This window comes from Arcanobacterium haemolyticum DSM 20595, assembly GCF_000092365.1.
Lineage (GTDB): Bacteria > Actinomycetota > Actinomycetes > Actinomycetales > Actinomycetaceae > Arcanobacterium > Arcanobacterium haemolyticum.
In genome coordinates, this window is sequence record NC_014218.1 from 799,383 (window position 1) to 825,431 (window position 26,049).

Here is a 26,049-nt window from a genome sequence, read left to right on the forward strand (position 1 = left end):
ACGATAGTTTCCGTTGCCCCTGTAGCTCAGATGGTTAGAGCAGGGAACTCATAATTCTTTGGTCGCGGGTTCAAGTCCTGCCGGGGGCACGTTGTGAAGTCCCTCGGATTTTCAACTGAAATGTTGAGATCCGAGGGACTTTTCTTGTGTGGCAGGGGAAGCTAGATGATACAAGGCCCAAAGGGCGGGTGAACCTGGCTTGTATCGATGTGATTGGCGTTCGATCGGCGCCCAGGAGAACAGCAGTCTCATATACGGCACTGCTGCTTTCTATGCCGCTTTTTAAGGAACGGGTACTGTGAATTATCTGGTTGGAAGGTAGTCATTTCAAGCAAAATAATGGTTGTGGATAACTTTCGCGCGAAATCTTCCATAATTGTTAGATTTGTAGTGCACATCAATGATGATTTTTTGCAAAATCTTAACAGCACTAAGGAGTTTGGATAGAAATGAAGCGTGTGATTGGAATTTTGCTTGCAAGCTTATGTTGTTTGACTGCGTGTACTCCTGCAACGGAACAAAAGGAAACTCAGACTACTGCAGACAAGGCTGTGAAAGAAAACGAGGAACACAAGGTCCCGCCACGTCCGAAACTCGATCGACCTCTTGAACCAGTTCTCACAGGAGACCCTCGTGCTGATGCAATTTCTGTTGCTGAACATTTTGTTCTTTACTACCCTTATATGCTCAAAACTGGAGATACATCTTATTGGGAGGAGCATTCATCACCGGAATGTGAATTTTGCCAGAAAGTGATTTCCACAGAAAAATCTCGCCTGGATAAGAACTGGATTGATGGGGAAATAAAGATTCTAGATCAAATTAATGGAATCGTGGATGAGAATACTCAGAAGTATGAAATAGATTTCTTGGTAAAGCGCAGTGGCGTGGTCAACCACAAGGATTCGAGAGAAGAACGGATTGATGATAAAGAATACCGGGTAGTGGTTGCTCTCGAAAACGCATCTTCTTGGAAAATAACAAATTTTCAGTTAGCTAAACCAGAAAGTTTTTCTAAGGAGTAGCCATGAGAATACTAGCATTTTCCATACTATCGATCTTTACTATGATAACTCCAGCACAAGAGGACCAATGGCGAAGTGATGTCGTAAAAAACAAAATCACCGTGATAAGAATAGGGAATATAGAAGCACAGACACCGCCATCTCTATCTGGAAATTCTGTAGACGGCAGAGTTGCTATCATCACCCCCAAACCGACCTATACCATGGCAGATTTTTGTGCGGGTAAGAAGTTTCCCTCCACGATTAAAACAGGGTGGGGATTGGGAGATGTGGCGCAACTAGAACGCCATCGTGAGGAGCTTTGTAAAGAAGGAAAGCCAGTTGGCCCGTCTACCGAAGATATTATGGCGGCTATTCGAGAACATGCATCGCGGATCATTCAAGCTGGAGTGGTTCACGTACAGCCAGCCTCGGATGTCCTGGTCAACAAACCAACATATTTCTTTAGCACGGCAGAAGCGCATCAGGTGGAAGTCATAGTGGGTCAAATACCTGTGAAGCTGAAACTATTACCTCAGTATTACCATTGGGATTTTGGTGATGGAACAAAACTCACAACACAAACTGCTGGAGGCCAATGGCCAAATGGAGACGTGACACACGAATATAGACGGTCTGGAACTTTCCAGCCATCTGTCTTAACCACATGGAGTATCTCGATGAAACTTCCACAAGGTATGTGGATTCCAGTTCCAGGAGAAGGCAACACCTCGGCCCAAGCCTCGCCAATACGCGTATCAGAAGCACGCGCAGTCCTTACCAACGGTTTACAGTAGACTACACGTGTGAACACACCAGAAAACAATACAAACGAACAGTCCACACCTTCAGGCCTTACCCCTGAAGAACTAACGAAACTCAAGGCTGCGCAGAAGCGAAACATGATCTTTGCGGCCCTCTTTGGGATCGTCTTGGCTATTTTCGGTTTCTTCGCAGGACAAAACCTTGCCCAAGAAAAGTCAGAGAAATCTTTCAGTACATCGGTAGGCGATCCAGCAATCGTCTGGGAAGTGAAGGAACATGTTCTGGAAGCGCAATAACTACCCGCGATTTTTGCACCACCCCAGCGCGGGTATGCCAACAGCCGCTCAACAAGTATTCGGGCTAGAAGCAGAGGGCAGCACTGCTGAAGAAACCTGGATCGCGGCATGGCCAACGTTCCTTTCCATCGTCACGGCAACCGGTGACCGTCAAGACTATGAATGGTTCGAATTTGAATCGGCAGCATGGGACCAAGAATCACGCCTTCTTAGCCTCACATTTGTTGACTCTTCCCAACAAAACCGAGAGCTACATCTGCCAGAAAGGGCTGATGAGGTTCTTCTCACAATGATTCATGAGCGGATTGAACGCTCAATCGTATGCCGAAGTTCCGCCGTTCTCCCATCGGGAGCACATGCCCGCGGGCAAATTCGCCGCAAATCAGACGAAACCCTCTTTGTTCAACTCATTGTAGATTCTCAACCGCTCCAATCAGATGCCGTTGCTCTGCGAAAAATGGAGTCAGAGCTTCGAGATATGGCTGGAATGAGCATCTGAATTGTATGCAAATGCGTAAAATGCTCCCTTCGAAAAGTGACGCCAGCTACAAAAGTGCCAAATTTTTGAATCGAGTTTGCATCTGAGGGATGAAGTCTCTATAGTTTTAGGAGTCGCCTTCCCGCATAGCTCAATGGCAGAGCATTCGACTGTTAATCGAAGGGTTGCTGGTTCGAGTCCAGCTGCGGGAGCAGAACGAAATCCCGGTTGTGTAAACAACCGGGATTTTTGTTTATATAAACAGTGTTTACGCAAGGAAGCGGGGGAGTGATCATGCCTAAAATTCTTCAGATGCTTGGAGTGTTGTTCCTGATTTCTGGTGCTATTTTCTTCATTGCCCTGAGGTTTCCTGGAACTGATCCGGGAATGCGCCCGTTAGCACAACGGCTTGAAAATCTTGGCTGGGAGCGTGTTGAAGAAACCTTCGTTCCCTATACCTGGATTAATGGTTCATTTACAACGCCTAACCCATATTTGCATCAAGAGTGGCGCCTGGATTTCGATACTTCGCAGGAGGTGCTTCAAGAGGCTTCTAAGGTGCTTGACCTGGGGGATGTGCAGCTATCGTGTGAACAAGCTTCGCAGGCCTGTTCTGTGCGTGGGAAAATCCGGTTGTCTGGCCAGGTTTTCTCAGCTGACCTGCACTTTGAACCTCTTACTTCTGCACGGGGTTCTATTCGGCTTTTTATGTATCCTGCTGACGCGGCGTGTTGCTGAAATTTTGCAAGTTTCTCCCTCGTGATTGACAACCTACGGTTACGTAGAGTTTGATGTCTGTAACTCACGTGTGAGAGTTGCGGTAATGCACAGATTGGGAGGCTCGAATGAAACGGTTCGTTGGATTTTTCAGCGCAATACTTGCGGTTGGATCGCTCGCGCTGAATGCTCCGGATAGTCCGGCGCACGCTTCACGAACATCAGATCATTGTGGGAAGGTAGATGTTGTTTTTGCTCGCGGTTCAGGCCAAGAATTGGGCGCGCGTGAATCGTCTGCGTTCAAAACTTTGTTCCTGCAACGAGCACAGCAAGAACTCAAACTTTCGTCCGACGATATTATTTTTCATGAACTTGATAAGTCCGAATATCCTGCGGTGGCTGTGGGGGCTTCGGCGTTGAAAAATACGCTGGGTGCTTGGGTATCAGCAGGTAAATCGGGGAATTACGGCGCGAGCGTTGATCGTGGTATCGATTCGCTAAATACGTATCTTGAGAAGCGTTTGTCTCAGTGCCGAAACAGCGCAACTAAGCCGAATTTTATTTTGGCTGGTTATTCGCAAGGGGCGCAGCTTGTTGGCCAGGCGTTTACGGAAAAGTTTTCTGACGACGTTCGCCGTCACGTCGTCTTCAACGCCCTGTTTGGTGATCCGAAGCTTTATCTTCCTGAAGGGGAAGGGTTCTTCATTGGCAAGACGAGTTGGGCGCCTGCATGTTCTGGTAAGGAACTTTCTGTGTATCGCCGCAGTGTTCCTGATTGTAATACGGATACGGGTTCGCTAGGGGCTCGCAAGCCGTATCTTCCTCCAAGCTGGGAGAAGACTACAGGCTTGTGGTGTAACGATCGCGATTATGTGTGTGGTTCCGCGGTTGGTTTGTGGGAAACGGACGGCCACATGACGTATGGAGAAACTGCGGTTCCTGCGGCCGTGAACGAATCTGTGACGCGTTTGGGCGAGAAGCTGGGGAATACTCGAGCGCCGTCAGCGTTGACTTCTTCGCCTAAGTCTGGTGCCTACATTCGTCCGGTTGCGTTTGAGTCCCGTGCCACGCGCACGATTTCTTCAGACGACATTGACGATCTTGTGAAGCGTGCCCAGAAAGCCCAGCAGGATGCGTTGTTGGAGCGTGCGTCGCAGCCGATGATCGTGTTGTCGATTAGTGAATATTTTGTTCCGGTTGGAGAACCAGTTCGGTTCGACGCGTCTGCTTCCATTTCGCCAGATTCTCACCTTGTTGAATGGGCATGGGATTTCGACGCCGATGGCACCTGGGATCTCACGACGGATAAGAACATCGTGGAGCATGTTTATGAGACTGTAGGTGATTACACTGCGAAGATTAAGGTGACGGATGCTCGTAGGCGAGTGGTGGAGCGTGAGGTTCAGGTTCACGTTGGCACTATAACGGGCACAGAAGGCGCTCCGCGTCCTGCAACTCACGTCACTCTCACCAAGAAGGGGGATGCTGTGCAGGTGCAGTGGGAAGCGTCAGAATCACCAACAGGTGGCTGGATCGTCGCCGTCAATGGAGTGGCGCTCGGGAAAACGTTACCTGACGCACGAAACATTATGATCTCGGATCTGCCGCACACGTCTGAACTGGAAGTTGGGATCCAACCTGTAACAAATGAAAGTATTACAGGCACAACGCAAGTTGCTTACTTAGGTGATAAAACCGCGTATCTTCAGGAAAAAGGAGCGCTCCTCGCGAATCGTAACCCGTGAAAAATAGAGGTACAGATCCATCTCATGTAAGGATGGATCTGTACCTCACAATCACTTCCAAAAACTAGGAACTAAGGCCTAACGGGCGTAAAATTATGCATGTACCAAAGATATAGAAGGAAACGCACCAGGAGGTGAAAAATGAAGAAGCTTAAGAATTTGTTCCGCACCCGTGAAGCATCCAACGCATTGATCGTTGAAGCTCGCGCAAAGGATATCGATTTCGCATTCGATACTCGTGCATGGTGAGAAAGTCTCCCATAAGAAGGCGCACAATGGGGTGCGCATTTTTTATACCCTCGAGCCGGCGATTATCACGTGCGTATCCAAGTCACAGAATAAGGATCGCACTACAACCCGAGTTGTTCCTGTCCATGTGGCTACGGACGCCGGTGAGCAGTTGCCACAGGGCGCTTGCACACACGGGCGCCACTTCTTTTTCATATGCTCATGCGTTCAGTACCTCTACGTCTGGCTTATCGCGCCACGTGCGAACGGCACCCACAACTATCAGCCACAAACCAGAAACCCACCAAGGAATCGTGATCCACAGTGGAGCGGCTGGGAAAACGGCAACCCATACGGCGGTGGCTACAACCCACACGATCGCGGCGATGGCGTTGTATGTGCGCAGGTGCTTCACGCGGAATGGATGCACCCACTTCCATGGGATGAGTGCCAAGATCGAGAATGTGAGAACAACGATCCAGTTTATGTACGCATTCGTGCCAAACAGCCACATAATCACGATCACCACGTTCCACGCGGCAGGGAACCCAACGAAGTACCAATCAGACGATTTCATCAGCGTGTTTGCGTAACAGAACATGGAGGACATGGTGGCAAGACCTGCCGCTACGATCGCCGCATATTCGCCGCCGAACGGGAGGACTTGAGCCATGAAGATTGCCGGAACCATGGTCCAGGTCATGTAGTCCACAATGTTGTCCATCATCGTCCCGGAGAACCAGGGAATCACCTCAGTGACTTTAACTTTGCGTGCAAGCGGGCCATCGGCTGCATCGACCACCAAGGAAATTCCGAGCCACAGCCACATCATTTTGTAGTCGCCAAGAATGAGGGATCGAGTAGCGAGGATAACCCAGATAACGCCAGTCATTGTGAACGCATGGACTGCCCATGCTTGAACGTATCGCGTGAGCGGGAATGGGCCATTGGTGTTGGTCATGATTGCTCCGTTATGGATTGTCTACGTTTTACGGGCTAATTCTACCGGAGGAAGGGAAGACAGTGGGTGTTTTCGTGGCGTAATATGCTTAGAACAAAACAGTTAATTGTCCTGTCATTACAGAGGAATAGTTCGATTTCTAAGGGCAAGTGGGGTGGGTGTGTGGAAGAATATGAGATGAGACAACTTGGAGGAAGGGGAGCTCTCATGTCCACAAGGCCATCTTTAGTTATCGCAGGTGCCACCGGTTTTATTGGGACTCGGTTGGTAGAGGCTGCAATCGCCGCTGGGTATCAGGTCACGCGTTTGGTACGGTCGTTGCCTCGTGAGGTTCCGGAACACTGCACGGACGTTGTGTGGAATCCTTCCGCACACGATCTTGACGAACGCGTGCTTGCGGGCGCCGCCGGCGTTGTGTGTTTGAACGGGGCGCCGCTTGTTGGGAAAGTCTGGACACGATCGTATAAACAGACCTTGTGGAAGTCACGGATCGATTCGGTGGATACGATTGTGGATGCGATTGTTCGCTTGCCAGCCGATGATCGCCCAGCATGTTTCATCTCGGGTAGCGCGATTGGTTTTTACGGTCCCGATTGTGGGGACGCCGTGTTGCATGAGGGTTCCAGCCAGGGCGCAGGATTCTTAGCAGAGTTGTGTGGCGCGTGGGAGAGTTGTGCACAGCGTTGCGCTGAAGAAGCTGGCGTGCGTACCGTTTCTGTGCGTACGGGGCTTGTTATGGGGGCCGACGGCGGTCTGCTGGGTATCCTGCAACATCTGTATCGTGCGGGGCTGGGCGGGCAATTGTCTGATGGCAAGGCCTGGATGTCCACAATCTCTGTTATCGATCATGTTCGTGCGATTTTGTTCCTTGTGGCGCGTGACGATATTGAAGGTCCTGTGAATCTGACCTGCCCTGAGCCATGTGAAAATAAGGTGTGGAACCGTTTGCTTGGGCGTCATCTACAACGTCCTGCTGTGCTTCGTGTTCCGTGTGGTCCGCTCGCTACGTTGTTCCCTTATGCGGTTGGAGAAACGGTGCTCGCCTCTCAACGTGCATTACCTATTAGGTTACTCGATGCCGGTTTTATCTTCACGGCTCCTCACGTGGCAGATATTTTCAATTCTATCCTTCCGCAGAAGCGTGGATGATCTAGATTTCACTCGATATTTCACTAGAAAATACAAGGTTTGTGTGGCATAGTTGATGTATCAAGTGGCCTCATTTTTAGGTGTTACGGGGAATCTCACCTAGATTCAGGAGGTCACGGTGAAAAATAAATACACGACGCGTGGTGTCATATTCATCCACTCGGTAATACCGGCCGTTCAACCTCATGTTGAATGGGCGGTTACTTCCATACTCGGATATCCGGTTAAATTTGAGTGGACTGCCCAGCCTGCTGTTCCGTCAATGAACAGGGGCGAAGTGTCATGGACTGGTGACGTCGGAACCGGCGCAGCTATCACATCAGCCCTTGGCGGGTGGGAACATTTGCGCTTCGAAGTGACTGAAGAACCATCTCCAATTTCTGATGGTGGCAGATGGTCATGCACACCGGGCCTCGGTATTTTTTACGCGCAAACGGATCTTCTAGGTAACGTGGTTGTTCCTGAAAATCGGGTGCGTGCTGCACTGGAACAAGCTGGCGATGATCCGCGCGAAATTCGCCGCATGCTCGATATCGCGTTGGGAACAGCGTGGGATGAAGAACTTGAAGTGTTCCGTTACGCGGGTGCCGGTGCTCCTGTGCGATGGCTACACCGGGTTGGCTAAGCTTTTAACGATTAAAAAGTGACGCCAGATCGGCTGCTGCTGATGCGAGATCCTGAGCATCGTCCTCCTGCGATGTGGCTGGTTCATCCATGATCAGAACCATCAGATCTTCGACACTCGAGAGCGCGTGTATAGCACTATCGGCAACGTGTTTTTTGCTTATCATCTCAACGTTTGTTACCAGCGCCCATACGCTCACCTCATCGAGCCCAAGATCATCGACAAGCCGAGCATCTGGCACGATCTCGTCGTCGTTAATTTCTGGCGCAATATCGTCCAGTGCTACTCGAATCTGAGCCAGCGCAAGATCGCGCGGGTCTGTATTGTCCATTGTTCCTCCTCGTATATCAACTACTCACCGCTCTAAATACTATAGGCTGTATGTATGGCTTTTATAGATCTTATTCAGCAACTGGCCGATGAATCCTCGCCGCTCATTGATCGAGCAGGGGAACTTCGCGTTGCCCTTGCAGCCGATCCGAACGATGCCGAATCGTTTGAGGAACTCGCATCGATCATTAGAAAGCTAGGGCAATCACAGCCAACTGTAGATCCTCTTACAGCAGATGATGATCAGCCTCGCAAAACTCCAGCCCACTTGGTGTTGTGGGCGCTAGCAGAGGATTTGGCGTCCGATTCACGCGCGTGGTACCCGTTGCTAGAACTTGCCAAGTTAGCTGTTGAAAATGATCCCGCCGGGGCTGTCCATCACATCGATGTGGCAACAGGGCGCGAAGAAAGCGGGCTCGCGCTAGAAACAGGTATCCAGATTTTGGTAGATGCTGGGCACATCGATACTGCTCTTCAAGTCGGGATTGGCCGATGGAATCCAGATAAACATAGTGTTGGCGTAGGAATCGAACTCTCAAAGGCTGCTCTTGCTGCAGGAAAAATAGCAGATGCTAAACGATGTGTTGAGATTTTGGTGAAGCGTTATCCAGGCAATCACGATGTGCTCGATCTTCGTGATGCGGTAGCAGACTTATAACACAACCTTTACGGTGAAAGAAGGCGAATTCTGATGGCATGGTATGTGGACATTCATCCTGAAGATCCTCAGCAACGGCTGGTGGATAAGGTGGTGGATCGGTTGCGGCGTGGCGAAGTGATCGCGATGCCAACCGATTCGGGTTACGCCATTTGTTGCATGATGGCGAACAAGGATGGTCTGGAACGGATTCGCCGCATTCGCCAAGTGGGGGATAAGCACCACTTCACGTTGCTCTGCCATGATTTTGCTCAGCTTGGCCAGTTGGTGATCGTTGATAACGCGGTGTTCCGCCTAGTGAAATCGTTAACGCCTGGCCCATACACGTTCATTTTGAAGGGCACAAAAGAAGTCCCACGGATGACCTTGAATCCTAAGAAGGCCACGGTTGGCGTACGAATCCCTGACCACAAGATCACCCAGGCGATCGTGAATACGTTGGGCGAACCGCTGTTGTCTTCCACCCTGATTATGCCGGGTGAAAGCGAACCGATGAGCCAAGGGTGGGAAATCGCAGATCTGCTCACGAATGCGGTGGACGTAGTAGTTGAAGGCCCAGTGGGCGTGGACGGCCCAACAACCGTTCTGGATATGAGTGACGGCAACGTCACGATCGCGCGCGTTGGCGCCGGCGATACCTCCATGTTTGACGTTAGATAAGAGAGTTTTATTTTATGGTTTCATCGCTCCGTGCTGTCCTTTTTGACGTTGATGGCACCCTGACCGATTCCGGCCCGCTGATTCGCCGCACAATGGCAACGCTGATGAAAACGAAGCTTGGCCTCGATCAGCCTGAAGTTGCGTACACAAAGTACGTGGGGCCTCCGTTGGAAGATACGTTTGCTGAGTTGGGCGTGCCAGAAGAAGAAATTGCACAGTATATCGGCGAATACCGCGCATTCTACGATCAGTTCCTAGATCAGACTCCATTGTTTCCTGGGGTTCGTGAGATGCTTGCGAGTGTTCGTGAAGCCGGGTTCACCATTGCTACAGCCACGTCCAAGTCTGAAATAGTTGCGAAAGCAGTGTGTGATGTTACGGGCTTGACTCCATATATTGACGTGATTTGTGGTGCAGATGCGGCCCTTGGCCGTTCACACAAACATCACGTTATCGATCATGCGCTCACTCAGCTTGAAGAACGTGGCGTTCTTGATCCGTGTGACCGGCGTCCAGTTCAGCCGCTTGGAACGAATTGGCAAGATTACCCTGTGCGCAGTGACGTTGTGATGGTGGGGGATCGTAATTTCGATACGTTTGGAGCCGCAGTTCACGGTATTGCCACGATCCTTGTGGATTGGGGCGAAGGTGACGCCACGGAGAAGGCTCAGGCGTGGCGTCACGTTCACACGATGGACGAACTGGTTACTCTTCTTCGTTCGTACTGAACTGGGATTGGTAAAGAGAATAGTAGTGGCCGCGTTGCGCTAGCAACGCTTCGTGGGTTCCTTGTTCGACGACGTTGCCATCGACCATCACCAGAATCACGTCAGCATCCTTGATGGTGGAGAGCCGGTGAGCAATGATGAACGACGTTCGCCCGTGCCGCAATTCACCCATTGCATGCGCAACCAACATTTCGGTACGGGTATCAACAGAAGAGGTTGCCTCATCCAAAATGAGGATATCCGGCTGCGAGATGTAAGCACGCGCGATAGTGACCAGCTGCTTTTTGCCACGTGAGAGCTCTCCACTTTCATCATCAATCCGAGTATCGTATCCATCGGGCAACTGGCGAATCATCCGATCGATACCAACAGCGCGTGCGGCCGCCGCCACGTCGTCGTAAGAAGAACCCTCCCTCCCAAAAGCAATATTTTCTTCAATCGTGCCGTCAAAAAGCCACGTATCTTGCAAAACCATGCCGGTGCGCGAACGCAACGTTGCCTTTGGGATTGTACGAATATCGCGTCCGTCAAGCGAAATCGTGCCCGAATCAGGATCGTAGAAACGCATCACAAGGTTCACCAACGTGGTTTTCCCGGCGCCCGTTGGCCCCACGATCGCAACCTGCTGGCCACCCTGGACGTGAAGCGAAAGATTCTGAATCACTGGTTTATTCGGTGTATAACCGTAAGTGAGGCGATCAAACGTGACAGCACCAGAAATCGTGCTGGGCAACGCAACTGTATCCCCAGTCTCTGGCTCCATCTCTGGAGTATCCAAGAAATCAAAAATACGTTCACCAGACGCTGCGGATGACTGAAGCATACTAGACATCGAAGCGATCGTGCCCACCGGGTTATTCAGCTGGCGTGAGTATTGAAGAAACGCCTGAATCCCGCCGATAGTCAGCGTGCCGTTAAGAACCTGGATACCGCCAATTACCGCCACGATCACGAACGAAAGATTTGTTATGAACCCCGTAAGCGGCTGCGCCAACATCGATAAAAAATAGCCGCGGAAACCGGCGGAGAAGAGGGAGTTATTGGCATTGTCGAAAACGTCGTTGACGTCGTTCTCCATGCCAAAGGCACTCACGACGTCGTGGCCGCTGAAAGATTCGTCGATAACTGACGATACTTCACCAGTCTTTTTTGACTGCTCACGGAACGCAGGTGCAGCTACATGCAAAATCTTCACTATTGCAAGCATCCCAAAAGGCAATACAAGAAGCGACCAAAGAGCGAGCGACCATGAGAGATAAAACATGAATGCAAGAATGCCGATCACAGTATAGACAGCAACGATAGACTGGCTCAACGCTTGCATGAGAGTCTGAACGATATTGTCAATGTCATTCGTGACGCGCGATAAAAGATCACCACGCTTGTGCTGATCCAGATAGCTCAACGGAAGCCGATCGATCTTAGCTTGAGCCTCCATACGTAACCGATACCCAAGATTTTGTACCGCAATGCGGGACAAGGCTCCGCCGATAATGTTCGTCACCGCGTGAAGAACATACAATCCGCACACGATCAGCAATAACGAAGCCAAAAGTTGCGAATCGATCCGGCCAGCCCCTGCGCCGTCAACAATCACATTCGTGGCGTCGCCCAGGAGCTTCGGCGCCGCAACCATTGCTACAGTGCCAAACAACGTGAAAATGACGGTGCCTGCAATTCGTACAGATTCGGGCCGTAACATACGAACAAGCCGAAGTAACGCACCCTTCATATCTTGAGCAGAATCGTTATCATGAGATGACAAACCGTGGCGCATCATGCCTCCTTAAGCTTCAATTGTGAGGCGATAATTTCCTGGTAGGTCTGATTCGAATCCTGAAGTTCATCATGAGTACCAGAGCCAACGATACGGCCCGAATCGAGCACATGGATCACATCAGCATCACGAACCGTTGAAACACGTTGAGTAACAATCAAAACCGCCACGTCCAACTCTGACTGGAGAGCACGGCGTAAACGAGCATCAGTAGCGTAATCAAGAGCTGAAAAAGAATCATCAAACATAATCAGATCAGCTTGCCGGTTTCCTGATACGTCAGGCAAACAACGATAAACTGCGCGTGCAATCGTTAAACGCTGCCGTTGGCCACCCGAAAAGTTCATACCACCGGATTCCACAACCGCATCGATCCCGTTCTCTAATTTTTCAACGAAGTCCCATGCTTGCGCGATCTGTAAAGCGTGACGCACGCGTTCGTCGTCGATACCTTGTTCATTAACCTGTACCAAACCGGCAACGTTGCTAGCAATTGTGCCAGAAAACAAAAACGTCTTTTGCGGAACGTAGGCAATGCAAGAACGCACCTCAGCGAGAGAAAGCGAACGAATATCTACACCATTGATCGTAACCGTTCCACTCGTAGGATCAAGTAAACGTGGAAAAAGCCTTAAAATTGTTGATTTTCCGGAACCTGTAGCACCAATCAACGCCACTGTAGAACCGGGGGAGAGCTCCAACGAAACGTGATCCACCACGGGCTCTTGAGCCCCAGGGAATTGTAAACTCACATCGTGAGCCACGAAACGGAGCGGCCGCTGTGGAAACACGTGTGGAGAGACAGGAGAGGATATCGCCGGAACCGTGTCGAGAATTTCTTGAATACGATTCGCAGCCACCTGAGCTCGTGGAAAAAGCATCACCATGAAACCAGAGAGCATCACTGCACCCAAAATCATCGTCAAATAAGAAATGTACGCCGTAATCGCGCCAATGTTCATCGTTCCTGCAGCGATGCGAATCCCTCCAAACCACACCACAGCCGCGGAAGAAAAACCCACAATCAACTGAGCCGTAGGAAACATGAACGCCCACAGCAACCCAATACTCAACCAGACGTCACGAAGCTGCTGGTTCGTATCAGTAAACTTATCTGCCACCGTACGTTCGCGTATGAATGCACGAATCACGCGGACGCCAGCAAGCTGTTCGCGTAACAACGTATTAATTCGATCGATTCGTTCCTGTTGCAGAATAGAACGCGGAACTAGTGCGCGCATCGTTCCCAAAATCAGCACAGCAAGCAAAGGGACAACCACAAGGAGAAGCAAAGAGAGCTGAGGATCTTCAATTACCGACATGATGATGCCACCGACCCCAAGGAGCGGTGCGATGACGAAAAAGGACAGGGCGCCCATGACGATCCTTTGGATCTGGGTGACGTCATTTGTGGCCCGAGTGATCAATGTAGAGGCACCAAAACGTTGCTGATCCGTTAAAGAGAAACGTTGGACGTGGCGGAACACGGCCAGGCGGAGATCACGGCCCATTGCCATTGCCAGGCGCGAACTCAAATACATCGCGGTCACTAAAGAAATAATCTGCAGGCAAGAGACGCCGATCATCAACAGGCCAGTGCGCCAGATATACGGCTGGTTGCCGGCAACAATCCCGTTATCGATAATGTGAGCATTGAGGTTTGGCAACCACAAGTTAAATAGCACCTGTGAAAGCTGCAACACGATAATCGTTCCGATGATCATTTTCTTATCTGCCAAAAAATTCTTGGCCATAGATATGAGAATCAAGCCTGCCTCCGCGTGCGTGGGTGTGTGATTAAAAATGAATCTGGAGGAGTGTACATGTGTGTGTGGGGCTAGGAACGAGAATATCGTTCCTAGCCCCACACTGGGATCATGTAATGTTAGGCAACTTCATTCGGATCAGAGATTCCGGATGTGCCAGCGTTGGCATTGAACAAATCGTACTTGTCAATTGCCTGCTTCACCACGGAACGATCGATTTCGCCGCGGTCTGCCAGCGCCTGGAGTGCGCGGACAACAACGGATGCCGAATCGATCTTGAATTCGCGGCGGGCTGCTGCACGCATATCCGAGAAGCCGAAGCCATTGGCGCCCAAAACGTAGTAATCGTTTGGAACCCATGGGCGAATCGCATCCTGGACCTGCTTTTCAAAGTCCGAGGTAGCCACGATTGGGCCGTTGGTGTTCTTGAGAACCGAGGTGAGGTAGGCTTCGCGTGGCGCTTCTTCTGGGTGGAGGAAGTTGTGTTCATCAGCAGCAAGGCCATCACGGCGCAGTTCGTAGAACGAGGTGACGGACCAGGTAGCTGCCTTAACTCCCCAATCGTTGCGGAGCATCTCACGAGCTTCGCGGATCCATGGAACAGCAACACCGGAAGCGAAGAGTTGAACTTCTGGGCCTTCGCCTTCAGCTTCATCCAGCTTGTAGAGGCCCTTGAGCAGGCCATCAACGTCCAAGCCTTCTGGTTCTGCTGGCTGGTGGATTGGTTCGTTGTAGACGGTCAGGTAGTACATGACGTTCTGATCGCGGCCATCCGAACCATCGCCGTACATGCGCTTGATGCCATCCTTCACAATGTGGCTGACTTCGTATGCGTATGCAGGATCGTACTGGACGATTGCTGGGTTGGTGGATGCGAGAACATGCGAGTGACCATCCAAGTGCTGCAGGCCTTCACCAGTCAAGGTGGTACGGCCAGCGGTTGCACCCATGATGAAGCCACGAGCCAACTGATCTGCTGCTGCCCAGAACTGATCGCCAGTGCGCTGGAAGCCGAACATCGAATAGAAGATGTACACCGGGATCATTGGCACGCCGTGGGTGGCGTAGGAGGTACCTACTGCGGTGAACGCAGCGGCAGAGCCCGCTTCGGTAATACCTGTGTGCAGAATCTGGCCGGCATCTGATTCCTTGTAAGAAAGGAGCATTTCCGAATCAACCGCGGTGTAGTTCTGGCCTTGGACGTTAAAGATCTTCGCAGATGGGAAGATAGCATCCAGGCCGAACGTACGGGCTTCATCAGGAATGATCGGAACAATGTGCTTGCCGAATTCCTTATCACGCAACAGATCCTTGAGCATACGAACGAATGCCATGGTGGTGGCAACCTTCTGCTTGCCAGAACCGGAGCGGATGCCGTTGAATGGCTTCTCTGGTGGGGTAGCGATGCCCTGTTCCATGACGCGGCGTTCTGGAACATAGCCACCAAGCTGGCGGCGGCGTTCCTGCATGTACTGCATAGCCGGGTGGTTTGCATCTGGCTTGAAATACGGTGCGTTGTATGGATCGTCGAGCTGAGCATCTGGAATATCCAACTGGAGGGTATCGCGCAGGAGCTTCAGATCGTCAGAGTTCAGCTTCTTCATCTGGTGCGTAGAGTTACGGCCAGCGAAGTTCGAACCGAGCACGTAGCCCTTAACAGTGTGCGCAAGAATAACAGTTGGTGCACCCTTGTGTTCGGTAGCGGCCTTGTAGGCAGCGTAAACCTTGTGGTAATCGTGGCCACCGCGCTTGAGCTTCCAGATCTTTTCATCGGACCAGTCTGCAACCATAGCCTTGGTGCGTGGGTCACGGCCGAAGAAGTGTTCACGAATGTAGGAACCATCGTTAGCTTTGAAAGTCTGGTAATCGCCGTCAAGAGTATCGTTCATGATGTTAACAAGGGCGTTATCCTTGTCAGCTGCAAGCAGTTCGTCCCACTCACGGCCCCAAATGACCTTGATAACGTTCCAGCCAGCGCCCTTGAAGGAAGCTTCAAGCTCCTGGATGATCTTGCCGTTACCACGCACTGGGCCATCCAGACGCTGCAAGTTACAGTTCACAACGAACGTGAGGTTATCGAGCTGCTGGGATGCTGCCAAGTGGAGCACGCCGCGCGATTCGACTTCGTCCATTTCGCCATCGCCCATGAACGCCCAGACGTGCTGCTTGGACGTATCCTTGAGGCCGCGGCCTTCGAGGTAACGGTTGTACCATGCCTGGTAGATAGCAGAAATTGGGCCAAGGCCGAGGGAAACGGTTGGGAACTCCCAGAAATCGTCCATCTGCCGCGGGTGTGGGTAAGACGGAATACCGCGGCCACCGGAGCGGCGGGATGCCTGCTGACGGAACGAATCCAAATCGGCTTCGGTAAGGCGGCCTTCGAGATAAGCACGAGAGTAGTTGCCTGGTGAGGAATGGCCCTGGAAGAAGATATGATCGCCGCCGCCTTCAGCATTCTTGCCGCGGAAGAACCAGTTGTGGCCCACTTCGTAGAGGGTTGCTTGCGCTGCGTAGGAGGAGATGTGGCCGCCAACGCCGATACCTGCACGCTGCTGGCGTGTGACCTGAACGGCTGCGTTCCAGCGGGTCCACCGGCGGAATTCACGTTCGAGCTTTTCATCGCCTGGGTAGTAAGGCTCATCTTCCGCTGCGATCGTGTTGATATATGGGGTGACGATGTTGTGTGGAACCTGAATACCACGTTCGTGGGCGTGGCGCTTCATTTCCATGAGCAGGTAGCGCGTACGTGGGCCACCCTTTTCATCGATCAAGCCATCAAGAGAATCGATCCATTCCCGAGTTTCTTCGGGATCGATATCTGGAACGTGGTTATAGAGGCCGTTAAGTAGTGGCCGAGTGGGCTGTGAGCTCACGTCATCTCCCTCGGTAGTTGTTATCCTGCATCGTCGCGGTGGATTGATCGTGCTTCGATGCGCTGGTTACTAATCTACCGGAAATAGGCATTCAGTCCTAGGTGTACGGGTGAATTGTGGTTGGGATACCGCTCACGTCCGCAGATCATTCCATGTTTCGTTGTTGCCTTTCTCGCATTTTTGGTGTGTGTGGAGATGCGGAACGTCTTATTCGTTGCCTAGAATGGTGAGCGGGCATACACCTGTATGTTTGCGCAGGCTATTTAGCCATAAAATGAAAGGAAGGTCCGGTGTCCGGGTCTACTGCCGGCGAGGCTTACGGTTTCACTCAGGGTGCGATTGTTCAAGAGTTTGGTTATGACGACGACGTTGCGTTCGAACTTCGCGAAGGCATCGAAACTGCCACTGGTGTTGAACTTGAAGATGAAGATTACCGCGGTGCCGCCGATGGCGTGCTTGCGTGGTGGCGTTCTGATGATGGGGACGTCGATGATCTCACTGATTATTTAGTTGATGTTGCGGCTTCTTTGGATTCTGATGGGGCAGTTGTGTGGCTGGTTGTTCCCGCCGCGCGTGAAAAGCTCCATGTTCCAACCGATGATGTCAATGATGCTGCGAAAACTGCTGGGATGTCCGTGACTCGTTCTATGGGCGTTGGAGTGCACTGGACTGCGTACCGCGTCACAGTTTCGCGGTCTCGTTGATTTTGATTTTGACATAGCTTCGAGTTCGGGCTAAGCTATCTCTCGGACTCTTAGCTCAGTTGGTAGAGCAACGCGTTTACACCGCGTGTGTCATCGGTTCGAGCCCGGTAGGGTCCACTTGCAAAGGGAGGCTCACCTGTTAAGGTGGGCCTCCCTTCATGTCGTCATTGCAACCGTGACCATAGCCGGAATAGTGGCATATATTGCCACTATTCCGGCTATGGTCAGCATTACTGGAACGTAGGTTTGCGGTAGGCTATCCGAGCTGATCGAATGGAACGAAATCACAGAAGAATACCGTGGCATCAGCGCTGTCCTGAGCAGCCTCGCGTACGGGCTCTGCCGCCTGCTCCATCAGAATCTGCCGCAGCCTTCGGAAGAACATCGAAGAACATCTTGAACAAGCCTGAATACGAGGCGTTGTATGCGGGCGTCACAGCCACAATCGCGTCTGCTTTCGCCACCTGATCGAATACAGCTTCCAGTTCCGGGGAAGGAAACCCCGTCAAGAGCGCATGGGTAAGCACGGCAAACGTTCCTCAATTCGATGACTAAATAAATGGAAGGCCAGTGATTGGCCGCGTGTGTGGGCGGAATATTTAAAGAGACCGCAGTAGCTATGGCTCAACGTCCTATTACTTCTGACTGCGATCGCTACTCAACCGGATGTGATCTGAAGCACACGGAGAGTGAAATTGGGCTGACGGGCACTGGGCAGAACTCATGCTCCATTCAACCACTTCTTGATATATCGAGGGTTCCCATACCAAACAAGAAAGCGTTGAATTTCCGTAAAGGAGTACTTTGCCCATTGCCTCGATTCGCAGCCTTTTAATTAGGTTTATTCCCTATGGTCGATTTTAGATTTTAGTTGCTACTAAAATGAAAAAATGCATTGACGTGGAGTTAAGGTCTTGATACCTTGGTATCGCTTTAGGTGTTACTGTTTAGCAGGCATCACTAGAGATGACCATACATATAACGAAAATATGCCTGCCTGGACAACGCTGTCCGTAGACCTTGTTGCGTTAAGACAATGATGTTGAGTTTTACAAGAAAAGGTTGGGCGTATGTGTTGAACGGAGAATCGTATGCGTATCCCCTTACGAAAAATTGGTAGTTGCGCAACCGTTGCACTGTGTGCAACCGCATTGGCTATTCCAGCGTGGGCTGTTGACGAAAAAGACTCGCAGGATCAGCTTCATGGTAGTGGGTTGACTGGAGTTGTTCCAGCAGTTCGCCAACTTACGGAGAGTCAGGGGAAGCCCTGGATGCTTTCCAGCGAAACAAAGATTGTGGCGCCTCAAGAGTTAGCAGACGACGCTCGCCAGCTCGCTTTAGACCTTGCAATCAAGGGAAATATTCACCCTGAAGTAGCTGTGGGTAGTGAATCGCTTGCTGACGAAGGGGATGTGATCTTATCGGTTGATCCTCAGTTGGCCGGTGTTCCAAAGGATGAAGGCTATCGGCTAAAGATTTCAGATAAGCAGGTGAAAATTATTGGCAAGAGCGCTCAAGGGGCGTTCTGGGGCACCCGCACGCTTGTACAATCGGTTGCGAATTCACGTGGAGCGCAGGCAGGTGAGGTGACGGATTGGCCTGATGTTTCTGAACGTTCGTTCCATCTGGATGCGGCGCGTAAGTTTTACGATATCCATTTCTTCCGTGAGTTGATTCGTGAGATGAGTTATCACAAGCTCAATACGTTGCAGTATCATTTTTCGGAAAATGAGGGGTTCCGCTTGGAACCTGCGGATGCTCGGTTTAAGAATCTGCTTTCTGAGGATGGCTACATTACGCGCGAGCAATTAAAGGAGATTCTTGCGGAGGCTCACAAGTACCATATTGAGGTTGTTCCGGCGTTGGATATGCCAGGGCATTTGCGGCATATTTTGGATAAGCATCCGGAGTTTAGATTGCCGACGACGAACGGTTCTGGAGCGCAAAATCCTAACAGTGAGATGCGGCGTGGTTTAGACTTCACGAATCCTGAAGCGGTTGCCTTCATGAAGGATCTTGTTGCCGATTACGCGAAGGCTTTTCCTGGTACGAAGTGGCATCTAGGTTCGGATGAATTTGTTGATTTCCCTAAAGCGGCTATGCATTATCCAGACATGATGAAGCGTATTAAGGATAATGCGAAGCTCGGTGAAGGGAAGAATTTTGCTGATGGCTTCGTGTATTTCATTAACGACATGGCTGCATACATGAAGACGTTAGGGAAGACCGATATTCGGGTTTGGAACGATGCCTTTTATCGTAACGATCTTAAACAGAACATTGAGCTGGATAAAAACATCACGATCGATTACTGGACTGCTTGGGATAGGCATATGGCCGACGTGAAAGATTTTGTTGACAAGGGCTACCGGTTAATCAACTACAACGATGCCTACATGTACTACGTGCTGTATTATCCGGGAAGAGCTTACAGTACCCGAGTTCCTGCAGATAAGATCCATAACGAATTCCACGCGGGCCGTTTCCCAACGAACCACCATAAGACGCAATCGTCCTGGCCACAGGATGCCCCAAAGAAAGCTAGTAATACACAGTACCCGGATTGGCTTACCGGAGCATCGTTTGCCGTCTGGTCTGACAACGCGAAACTCGAAACACAAGAAGAAGTGCTAAAAAACTCAAAGATGCCATACGTGGCTTTCGCTAACCGAGTCTGGTATGCGGGAGATAGTCGAGACTACGCACAGTTCGCTGCAGCTGAACAAAAGATTGCCCCAGCTCCGGCAGTCCCATCCAACCTCAAAGTAGGCGTAAAAACTCACCTTGCTTCCCAAACCGACGTTCAGAAAGCAGTGAAGAAAGGCGATAAAGTCACATTCACGGGTAAGGTAACCAATACGTCGTCGGAAAAAGTCCCGGTAAACGTAACCCTCAACGCGAAAGAATCCTTCGGAACCATTAACCCCGATAACGTAACAACGAAGATACTCGATAAAGACGGACACCCGATTGTCCTTCCTGGGAAGAACGTAGCGCTTGCCAGCGCTGGAGCGAAAGCAACGGCGTCATCGACCGAAGCAGCCCAGTTCGGCCCAGAAAAAACGATCGACGGGAAAATTAGTGCGGAGTCCCGGTGGGCATCCCAATATAAAGACGGCGAGTGGCTAAACGTGACCCTAGCGAAAGCAACCGATATTACTAAGGTGCGGCTTGGCTGGGAAGGCGCATACGCAACCGATTATACAGTTGAAATCTCACATCAAAATGGGAAAACAACAACGTATAAACGCCAAAACTTCGACGGTAAAGGAGCAGGCAAAAACACAGCCGCCTGGGACGACATTACCCTAAGCGCTACAGAAGGAAAAGACGTCACCGCAATTAAAATCATTGCAGACAAACGCAAAACAGAATGGGGAGCTTCGCTTTTCGAAGTCGAAGCACTTACCGCCGAACGCCAGGCTGCGCCCTCCGCTCCAATACTCACCCCTGACGGCGACCTCGTATGGCAAGAAAACCTCGAACCAGGAAGCTCACTGGAACTAACCTGGGCCGGAATCGCAACCCACAACTCTAGCTCCGCTAATCCGTTGAAAGCCCAACTTCGAGGCCAAGCCCACTACGGTGCAATCGCCACTGCTGAAGACACGAGCGATATTACCTATACGGTAGGAAACGACGAACCGGCGCCCGAACCTAAACCTGAACCGGCGCCCAAGCCTGTGCCGCAACCAGATCCAACGAACACGAAAGTCATCAAAAATCCTGCCATGAAAACAGGCGGACTTGCCCACACCGGCGCAAGTGTACTTGGCCTAGTAGGCCTCGCAATAGCCGCCGGAATCGGAGGAACTCTTCTAACACGCCGTAAGAAATAGCCATCTCAGCTTCTAGGAGCACAACGTGTGGCCGCAATCAAAGATTGCGGCCACACGCGTTTCGGCACCGCCGAAACGCGCCCCAGGTAAGCTAGTCTAGAATCATGAAGACAACAGTTGCTGATGTTATGGCCGCTATGGAGCGCGCTTTTCCTGCCCGCCTTGCTGAAGATTGGGATCGGGTAGGTTTGGTTGCGGGGGATCCGCATGCGCCCGTTTCTAAGGTGGGATTCGCGGTGGATCCATCCCCGGATACGGTTGAGGAAGCGATTGCCCGCGGTGCTCAGATGCTGATTACTCACCATCCGCTGTTTTTGCGTGGCACATCCAGTGTTGCTACAACGACGCCGAAGGGTTCGTGGATTCATCGTTTGATTAAGAATGACGTTGCGTTGTTTGCCGCGCACACGAATGCCGACGCCGCTGCCACCGGTTCCGCTGTAGCTTTGGGCTCCTTGATTGGGTTAGACAATATGAGGCCACTCGATCCTAACCCTGGTGATCCAGAACTCGGAATTGGGCGCGTTGGAGAACTGCCGCTCACCATGTCCGTGCGAGAACTCGGTGAACGCTTGCGAGCCGTGCTTCCTGAAACTGCTGCTAGCGTGCTCATTGGGGGAGATCCAGAACGGATTGTTCGGACCGTTGCGGTATCACCTGGTTCTGGTGATTCGTTCCTGAACGCAGCAAATCATGCTGGTGCTGATGTGTACGTAACTGCCGATCTGCGCCACCACCCGGCTAGCGATCACCTGTGGGGCGGAGGATGTGGTTTGATCGGGCTTACTCATTTCGCATCAGAATGGCCAGTCTTGCCACCTATGGAACGGGTTGTGAAAGAACTTGGTGTGGATACCTATATTTCTACACTCGTCACCGATCCGTGGACTATCCGCCTCTAACACAAGGAAACCGCCATGTACCAAGCACCACGTCCTGATCAGCTCGCCCTGCTTGATGTTGCTGAACTCGATGCACAGATCAACCGGCTCAAGCGCAACGATAAACAACATCCTTTGCGCGCTGATGTGGGCGAAACAATGAATCTGGTAGCTGCGGCAAGCCGTGACATCACGGCGGCAGAATCCGCCCTTGCACACGCTACTGAAGAACTCGACCACGCAAGCGAAGAAAGCGAGCGCGTGCGCGCCGTCGTCGGCGAAAAAGAAACACGATTCAACTCCGGCGCCGGTATGGATTCGCGCCAACTGTTGACGTTGCAAAGTGAAATTGAGGCGAACAAGGCGCGTTTGGATGAACTCGAAACCGCAGAATTTGCGGCACTCGAAGCCGTAGAAGCAGCGGAAAAGGAACTCGCCGCGGCGAAAGAACGCCAAACGTACCTCAACGCGCAACTCGTCACCCAACGTAACGAACTCGAAGAAACGATTGGGCTCATACACCGGGATATCTCCGATATCGAACTGCGCCGCGAATCCATCTACAACCCGATTGCGGATGCCCTCAAGCGCGCATACGAACACGCGAAAGCAGGCGGTGGACTCAGCGTCATCGCGCTCCGGCCAGACGGGTCAACTAGTGGTGGCGTGGCCCTTTCTCCAATCGAAATCAGCCAGATTCGTCACTCAGCCCCAGATGAATTCCACATCAGTGACGATTACGGCTGCGTTGTGATTAGAGATCCTGATTTTCCACTAGAGTAAGCGCACGGATCTTATCCGGCGGATCCAACTCAACACTGGTGATCGCACCACGATCCACCAGGATATGAGCGAATTCGGCCAGCTCTTCGGCATCGTCAAGAACCGTGGAACTGCGGATCAATTCGCCTGCCAGCAAGCCTCGATAATGTTTGGCGTTATGGGACACCACCTTGCGTTCGCCATGCTTAATACGTACGGCGTTGATCGTGACATGTTCTGCGCCCTTCGGCGGATCCCACACACGGTAGCCGCCTGAACGCGCATCGATCACCAGTTCATCGCCAGCAATCGCCGATCCTGCCAACGCTTTCTTCCAGAACGTTTTTGTGTTGCCGGCCTGGGGGAGCGCCACGCCCATCGCCAACCTATACGACGGGATCAGATCTGTGAGACGATTGACTCCAAACAGGCCAGAGAAAATGAGAATGTGATCGGCGGCGTGAGCCAACTGGGCGTCCGTAAGGTTCTGGAGATTCATCGCGTGGTAGAGCACGCCAGTGTAGAGCTGGTGGGCAGGAACGCACGGTTGATTGAGAATATCTTGTTGCGCGTAGACCTCATCGGCAACGGTTTTGCCCACGTTGAGAATCGTGAGGGCATCGTCACGGGCAGAAACTGCGGTAAGTTCAGCGAGTAGTGCCTTACGGTGAACCGATAACTCAGGAAAACTGAGCGAATCTAGGTTGAGCGTTGGGCCGGATAGTGGGCGTTCTTTGCCTTCGGACGGTGGTAATAAAATGCGCACCCCACTAGTTTACTCAAACGTGCGGTAAGATTGGCATGCGAATGAGTTAGCCAGGCGGCCGCGTGAACCAATGGTTCCCGAGGAACGTCCGGGCTCCACAGGGAACGGTGGTGGATAACGTCCACTCGGGGTGACCCGCAGGCCAGTGCCACAGAAAGTAAACCGCCGTTAAGGTAAGGGTGAAAGGGTGAGGTAAGAGCTCACCGCGTCGCGAGTGATCGAGACGGCATGGTAAACCCCACCGGGAGCAAGACCGAGCAGCGTGCGTTGAGGCGTCCCGTCGAGCACGCGGGTAGGTTGCTTGAGCTTATCGGTAACGGTAAGCCTAGATGGATGGTCGCCACGCTTGCACTATGCGAGCGGACAAAACCCGGCGTATCGGCTAACTCATTCGCCTAACATAAGGCTGGATAGAATAGTATGCATCCTCATGGAAATGCTCCCCATCGATAGATTTCTGATTTCTCAGTCCAACCAATGGGGAGCAGATCACTTTAAGCGTGAGCTGATGAATCATTACTTATGCAACGATCGGTTGAAAACCTCGTTAACCATTCAGGATGCCCAAGGGGTTGTGCACCAAATTGAGCCCATGGCATTGATATCGTAACCCTCTTTACTTAACCAGCGGAATTTAGATAGAGAGCGTTACGCCTGCCCTGATTGCGCCGCAACCAGGGCAGCCCCCGCGATTCCTGCCGTGTTGAACAGGCGAGCAGGTTCGATCGCGGCGCGCACTGTCAAAAACTCTGAAAATTCATCGAACCGTGTAGAGATGCCGCCGCCCAAGATCAACGTATCGGGGGAGAAGAGCATTTCTACCGCGTCAAGAACATCTTGCAAACGGTGTGCCCATTCTTCTAGGGATAGTTCTTCCTTGGTGCGGATGGAGGATGCGGCCCACTTTTCTGCCTTTAAACCGTTTGGTAGAAGCAGGTGCCCCATTTCGGTATTTGGCACAAGCACGCCATCGCGAACCAGTGCGGATCCGATTCCGGTGCCGAGCGTGAGCACGATGATGGTGCCCTTGCGCCCGCGGGCTCCGCCGTATTCCGCTTCGGCGATTCCGGCTGCATCGGCATCATTGAGCACGGTGACTGGCCGGCCAACGGTGGTGTTCATCAGGTCCGCGATATCCATGCCCGTGAAATCTTGGTTGAGGTTTGCCACCATGGGGCATACGCCGTTGATGATGGGGGCTGGGAATGTGACGCCTACCGGGGTATCGGCAGGAACATCGAAGCTCTCAACAATCTGGGCAACGATGCTGGCTACCTGCTGTGGGGTGGCATTGGCGGGGTTAGGGATTTTGTTTTGTTCGCCAACGAATTCTCCGGTTTCTAGATTGACAACCGAACCTTTGATGGCTGATCCGCCGATATCGACTCCGATAGCAACTTTTGCTAGCTGATGGGACATTGTTTCTCCTTATGAACACGACAAGAACATTATGCCTTATACGGGCATTGCAGGTGAGGTTTGTCCTTGAGTTGGCAAGGTTAAAATTTCTGCGCCGGTTTCCGTGACCACGATGGTGTGCTCCCATTGTGCGGTGCGTTTACGATCGGCGGTCACGACGGTCCAGGCGTCGTCCCATTGATCCCAACGCTGGGTGCCGAGTGTGAGCATTGGTTCGATGGTGAAGACCATGCCTACCTGGATTTCGTCGTCAAAGTTTGGCGCCGCATCGTAGTGAGGGATGATCAGGCCGGAGTGGAAGGCTTCGCCCACGCCGTGCCCGGTGAAATCCTCCACATCTCCGTATCCGAAGCGTTTTGCGTAGGATTCGATCACGCGCCCGATCACGTTCACTTGGCGGCCCGGCTTGACTGCTTTAATGCCGCGCATCATTGCCGTATAGGTGCGTTCGCACAGGTCACGTGATTCTTGATCGACTTCTCCTGCGTAGAACATGGCGTTGGTATCGCCGTGGACTCCGTTTTTGTATGCGGTGACGTCTAAGTTGATGATGTCGCCTTCTTGGAGTTCGGTGGAGTCGGGGATTCCGTGGCAGATCACTTCGTTGATAGAGGTGCAGATGGACTTGGGAAAGCCCATGTAGCCGAGGCAGGATGGGTAGGCTCCCATGTCACACATGTATTCGTGTGCGATCCGATCGAGTTCATCGGTGGTGACGCCTGGGCGTACGGCCGCGCCGGCTAGATAGAGAGCATCGGCTGCGATCTGGGACGAGATACGGATTTTTTCGATTGTTTCGGCGTCTTTGACGTCTGATGCGGTGACTACTTCGGGCCCGTCATGGAACATGTATTCGGGGCGTTCGATGGAGTCTGGGACGTTGCGTTGTGGGGAGAGCGTGCCAGGAACGAGTGGCAT

The 26,049-nt window shown here is 51.8% G+C and carries 24 protein-coding genes, 3 tRNA genes and 1 other RNA gene; 19 read left to right on the top strand and 9 right to left on the bottom strand.

Annotated elements, in window-relative coordinates:
• The first annotated feature begins 15 nt into the window (after positions 1–15).
• The 8 genes from ARCH_RS03565 (at position 16) to ARCH_RS09320 (ending at position 5,005) form a co-directional block, all read left to right on the top strand.
• Positions 16–89: transfer RNA gene (locus ARCH_RS03565), tRNA-Ile, on the top strand.
• A gap of 360 nt (positions 90–449) precedes the next feature.
• A complete protein-coding gene (locus tag ARCH_RS03570; protein ID WP_013169933.1) occupies positions 450–1,025 on the top strand; it encodes a DUF6318 family protein in 576 nt (191 codons plus the stop codon).
• A 2-nt stretch (positions 1,026–1,027) separates the two neighbouring features.
• Complete coding sequence (locus ARCH_RS03575; RefSeq protein ID WP_013169934.1) at positions 1,028–1,801, top strand: PKD domain-containing protein; 774 nt, start codon at positions 1,028–1,030, stop codon at positions 1,799–1,801.
• Between the two features lie 9 nt (positions 1,802–1,810).
• Positions 1,811–2,065, top strand: coding sequence for a hypothetical protein (locus ARCH_RS03580; RefSeq protein ID WP_013169935.1), 255 nt, complete (start codon positions 1,811–1,813; stop codon positions 2,063–2,065).
• Complete coding sequence (locus ARCH_RS03585) at positions 2,046–2,564, top strand: hypothetical protein (protein WP_013169936.1); 519 nt, start codon at positions 2,046–2,048, stop codon at positions 2,562–2,564. The genes ARCH_RS03580 and ARCH_RS03585 overlap by 20 nt, the downstream gene beginning before the upstream one ends.
• A 119-nt stretch (positions 2,565–2,683) precedes the next feature.
• Positions 2,684–2,755 (top strand) — tRNA-Asn (locus ARCH_RS03590).
• A gap of 82 nt (positions 2,756–2,837) precedes the next feature.
• Complete coding sequence (locus ARCH_RS03595; RefSeq protein WP_013169937.1) at positions 2,838–3,281, top strand: hypothetical protein; 444 nt, start codon at positions 2,838–2,840, stop codon at positions 3,279–3,281.
• A 107-nt stretch (positions 3,282–3,388) separates the two neighbouring features.
• On the top strand, positions 3,389–5,005 hold the full coding sequence (locus ARCH_RS09320; RefSeq protein ID WP_013169938.1) for a cutinase family protein: 1,617 nt from the start codon (positions 3,389–3,391) through the stop codon (positions 5,003–5,005).
• A 448-nt stretch (positions 5,006–5,453) separates the two neighbouring features.
• On the opposite strand, the gene ARCH_RS03605 is transcribed toward ARCH_RS09320, so the two are convergent.
• Positions 5,454–6,194 carry a CDP-alcohol phosphatidyltransferase family protein gene (locus tag ARCH_RS03605; RefSeq protein WP_013169940.1) on the bottom strand — a complete coding sequence of 247 codons (741 nt, stop codon included), beginning with the start codon at positions 6,192–6,194 and terminating at the stop codon, positions 5,454–5,456.
• Positions 6,195–6,401: 207 nt separating this feature from the next.
• On the opposite strand from ARCH_RS03605, the gene ARCH_RS03610 reads away from it, so the two are divergent.
• The gene (locus ARCH_RS03610) at positions 6,402–7,343 is read left to right on the top strand and encodes a TIGR01777 family oxidoreductase (RefSeq protein ID WP_013169941.1); all 942 of its coding nucleotides are present in this window, start codon (positions 6,402–6,404) and stop codon (positions 7,341–7,343) included.
• Between the two features lie 118 nt (positions 7,344–7,461).
• On the top strand, positions 7,462–7,968 hold the full coding sequence (locus ARCH_RS03615; protein WP_013169942.1) for a DUF3145 domain-containing protein: 507 nt from the start codon (positions 7,462–7,464) through the stop codon (positions 7,966–7,968).
• 4 nt (positions 7,969–7,972) lie between these two features.
• On the opposite strand, the gene ARCH_RS03620 is transcribed toward ARCH_RS03615, so the two are convergent.
• Entirely contained in the window at positions 7,973–8,299 is a 327-nt protein-coding gene (locus tag ARCH_RS03620; RefSeq protein ID WP_013169943.1) for a hypothetical protein, read from the bottom strand.
• 54 nt (positions 8,300–8,353) lie between these two features.
• Here ARCH_RS03620 and ARCH_RS03625 point away from each other — a divergent pair, with 54 nt between their 5' ends.
• From ARCH_RS03625 to ARCH_RS03635, 3 genes are read left to right on the top strand one after another with little or no spacing between them, the layout of a single operon-like run.
• Positions 8,354–8,956, top strand: coding sequence for a hypothetical protein (locus ARCH_RS03625; RefSeq protein ID WP_013169944.1), 603 nt, complete (start codon positions 8,354–8,356; stop codon positions 8,954–8,956).
• A gap of 33 nt (positions 8,957–8,989) precedes the next feature.
• The gene (locus ARCH_RS03630; protein ID WP_013169945.1) at positions 8,990–9,616 is read left to right on the top strand and encodes an L-threonylcarbamoyladenylate synthase; all 627 of its coding nucleotides are present in this window, start codon (positions 8,990–8,992) and stop codon (positions 9,614–9,616) included.
• A 14-nt stretch (positions 9,617–9,630) separates the two neighbouring features.
• Complete coding sequence (locus ARCH_RS03635) at positions 9,631–10,344, top strand: HAD hydrolase-like protein (protein ID WP_013169946.1); 714 nt, start codon at positions 9,631–9,633, stop codon at positions 10,342–10,344.
• On the opposite strand, the gene ARCH_RS03640 is transcribed toward ARCH_RS03635, so the two are convergent.
• From ARCH_RS03640 to aceE, 3 genes are all read right to left on the bottom strand, one after another.
• Positions 10,322–12,124, bottom strand: a complete 1,803-nt coding sequence (locus ARCH_RS03640) for an ABC transporter ATP-binding protein (RefSeq protein WP_231957956.1) — start codon at positions 12,122–12,124, stop codon at positions 10,322–10,324. The two genes, ARCH_RS03635 and ARCH_RS03640, sit on opposite strands and share 23 nt — an antisense overlap.
• Positions 12,121–13,875 (bottom strand): ABC transporter ATP-binding protein, encoded by a 1,755-nt coding sequence (locus tag ARCH_RS03645; RefSeq protein ID WP_081440753.1) that lies wholly within the window; start codon positions 13,873–13,875, stop codon positions 12,121–12,123. Before ARCH_RS03645 ends, ARCH_RS03640 begins: the two co-directional genes overlap by 4 nt.
• Before the next feature lie 131 nt (positions 13,876–14,006).
• Positions 14,007–16,760: a pyruvate dehydrogenase (acetyl-transferring), homodimeric type gene (gene aceE / locus ARCH_RS03650; RefSeq protein ID WP_013169949.1), complete on the bottom strand. Its 2,754-nt coding sequence runs from the start codon at positions 16,758–16,760 to the stop codon at positions 14,007–14,009.
• A gap of 290 nt (positions 16,761–17,050) precedes the next feature.
• Here aceE and ARCH_RS03655 point away from each other — a divergent pair, with 290 nt between their 5' ends.
• Together ARCH_RS03655 and ARCH_RS03660 are read left to right on the top strand one after the other, a co-directional pair.
• Entirely contained in the window at positions 17,051–17,464 is a 414-nt protein-coding gene (locus ARCH_RS03655) for a DUF3052 domain-containing protein (protein ID WP_013169950.1), read from the top strand.
• A 44-nt stretch (positions 17,465–17,508) separates the two neighbouring features.
• Positions 17,509–17,581: transfer RNA gene (locus ARCH_RS03660), tRNA-Val, on the top strand.
• Between the two features lie 188 nt (positions 17,582–17,769).
• On the opposite strand, the gene ARCH_RS03665 is transcribed toward ARCH_RS03660, so the two are convergent.
• On the bottom strand, positions 17,770–17,991 hold the full coding sequence (locus ARCH_RS03665) for an NAD(P)H-dependent oxidoreductase (RefSeq protein WP_049765816.1): 222 nt from the start codon (positions 17,989–17,991) through the stop codon (positions 17,770–17,772).
• 564 nt (positions 17,992–18,555) lie between these two features.
• Between ARCH_RS03665 and ARCH_RS03670 the strand changes: the two genes are divergently transcribed.
• The 3 genes from ARCH_RS03670 to ARCH_RS03680 all read left to right on the top strand — a co-directional run bounded on the left by ARCH_RS03670 (position 18,556) and on the right by ARCH_RS03680 (position 22,967).
• On the top strand, positions 18,556–21,303 hold the full coding sequence (locus tag ARCH_RS03670; protein WP_013169952.1) for a family 20 glycosylhydrolase: 2,748 nt from the start codon (positions 18,556–18,558) through the stop codon (positions 21,301–21,303).
• Between the two features lie 104 nt (positions 21,304–21,407).
• On the top strand, positions 21,408–22,205 hold the full coding sequence (locus tag ARCH_RS03675; protein WP_013169953.1) for a Nif3-like dinuclear metal center hexameric protein: 798 nt from the start codon (positions 21,408–21,410) through the stop codon (positions 22,203–22,205).
• Positions 22,206–22,220: 15 nt separating this feature from the next.
• Positions 22,221–22,967 carry a zinc ribbon domain-containing protein gene (locus ARCH_RS03680; protein WP_013169954.1) on the top strand — a complete coding sequence of 249 codons (747 nt, stop codon included), beginning with the start codon at positions 22,221–22,223 and terminating at the stop codon, positions 22,965–22,967.
• Here the strand turns inward: ARCH_RS03680 and ARCH_RS03685 are convergent.
• A complete protein-coding gene (locus ARCH_RS03685) occupies positions 22,939–23,712 on the bottom strand; it encodes a YaaA family protein (RefSeq protein ID WP_013169955.1) in 774 nt (257 codons plus the stop codon). The two genes, ARCH_RS03680 and ARCH_RS03685, sit on opposite strands and share 29 nt — an antisense overlap.
• A 42-nt stretch (positions 23,713–23,754) precedes the next feature.
• On the opposite strand from ARCH_RS03685, the gene rnpB reads away from it, so the two are divergent.
• Positions 23,755–24,106, top strand: an RNA gene (gene rnpB, locus ARCH_RS09525) — RNase P RNA component class A.
• Positions 24,107–24,360: 254 nt separating this feature from the next.
• Here the strand turns inward: rnpB and ppgK are convergent.
• Positions 24,361–25,131: a polyphosphate--glucose phosphotransferase gene (gene ppgK, locus ARCH_RS03690; RefSeq protein WP_013169956.1), complete on the bottom strand. Its 771-nt coding sequence runs from the start codon at positions 25,129–25,131 to the stop codon at positions 24,361–24,363.
• A gap of 36 nt (positions 25,132–25,167) precedes the next feature.
• Positions 25,168–26,049, bottom strand: a complete 882-nt coding sequence (gene map / locus ARCH_RS03695) for a type I methionyl aminopeptidase (protein WP_013169957.1) — start codon at positions 26,047–26,049, stop codon at positions 25,168–25,170.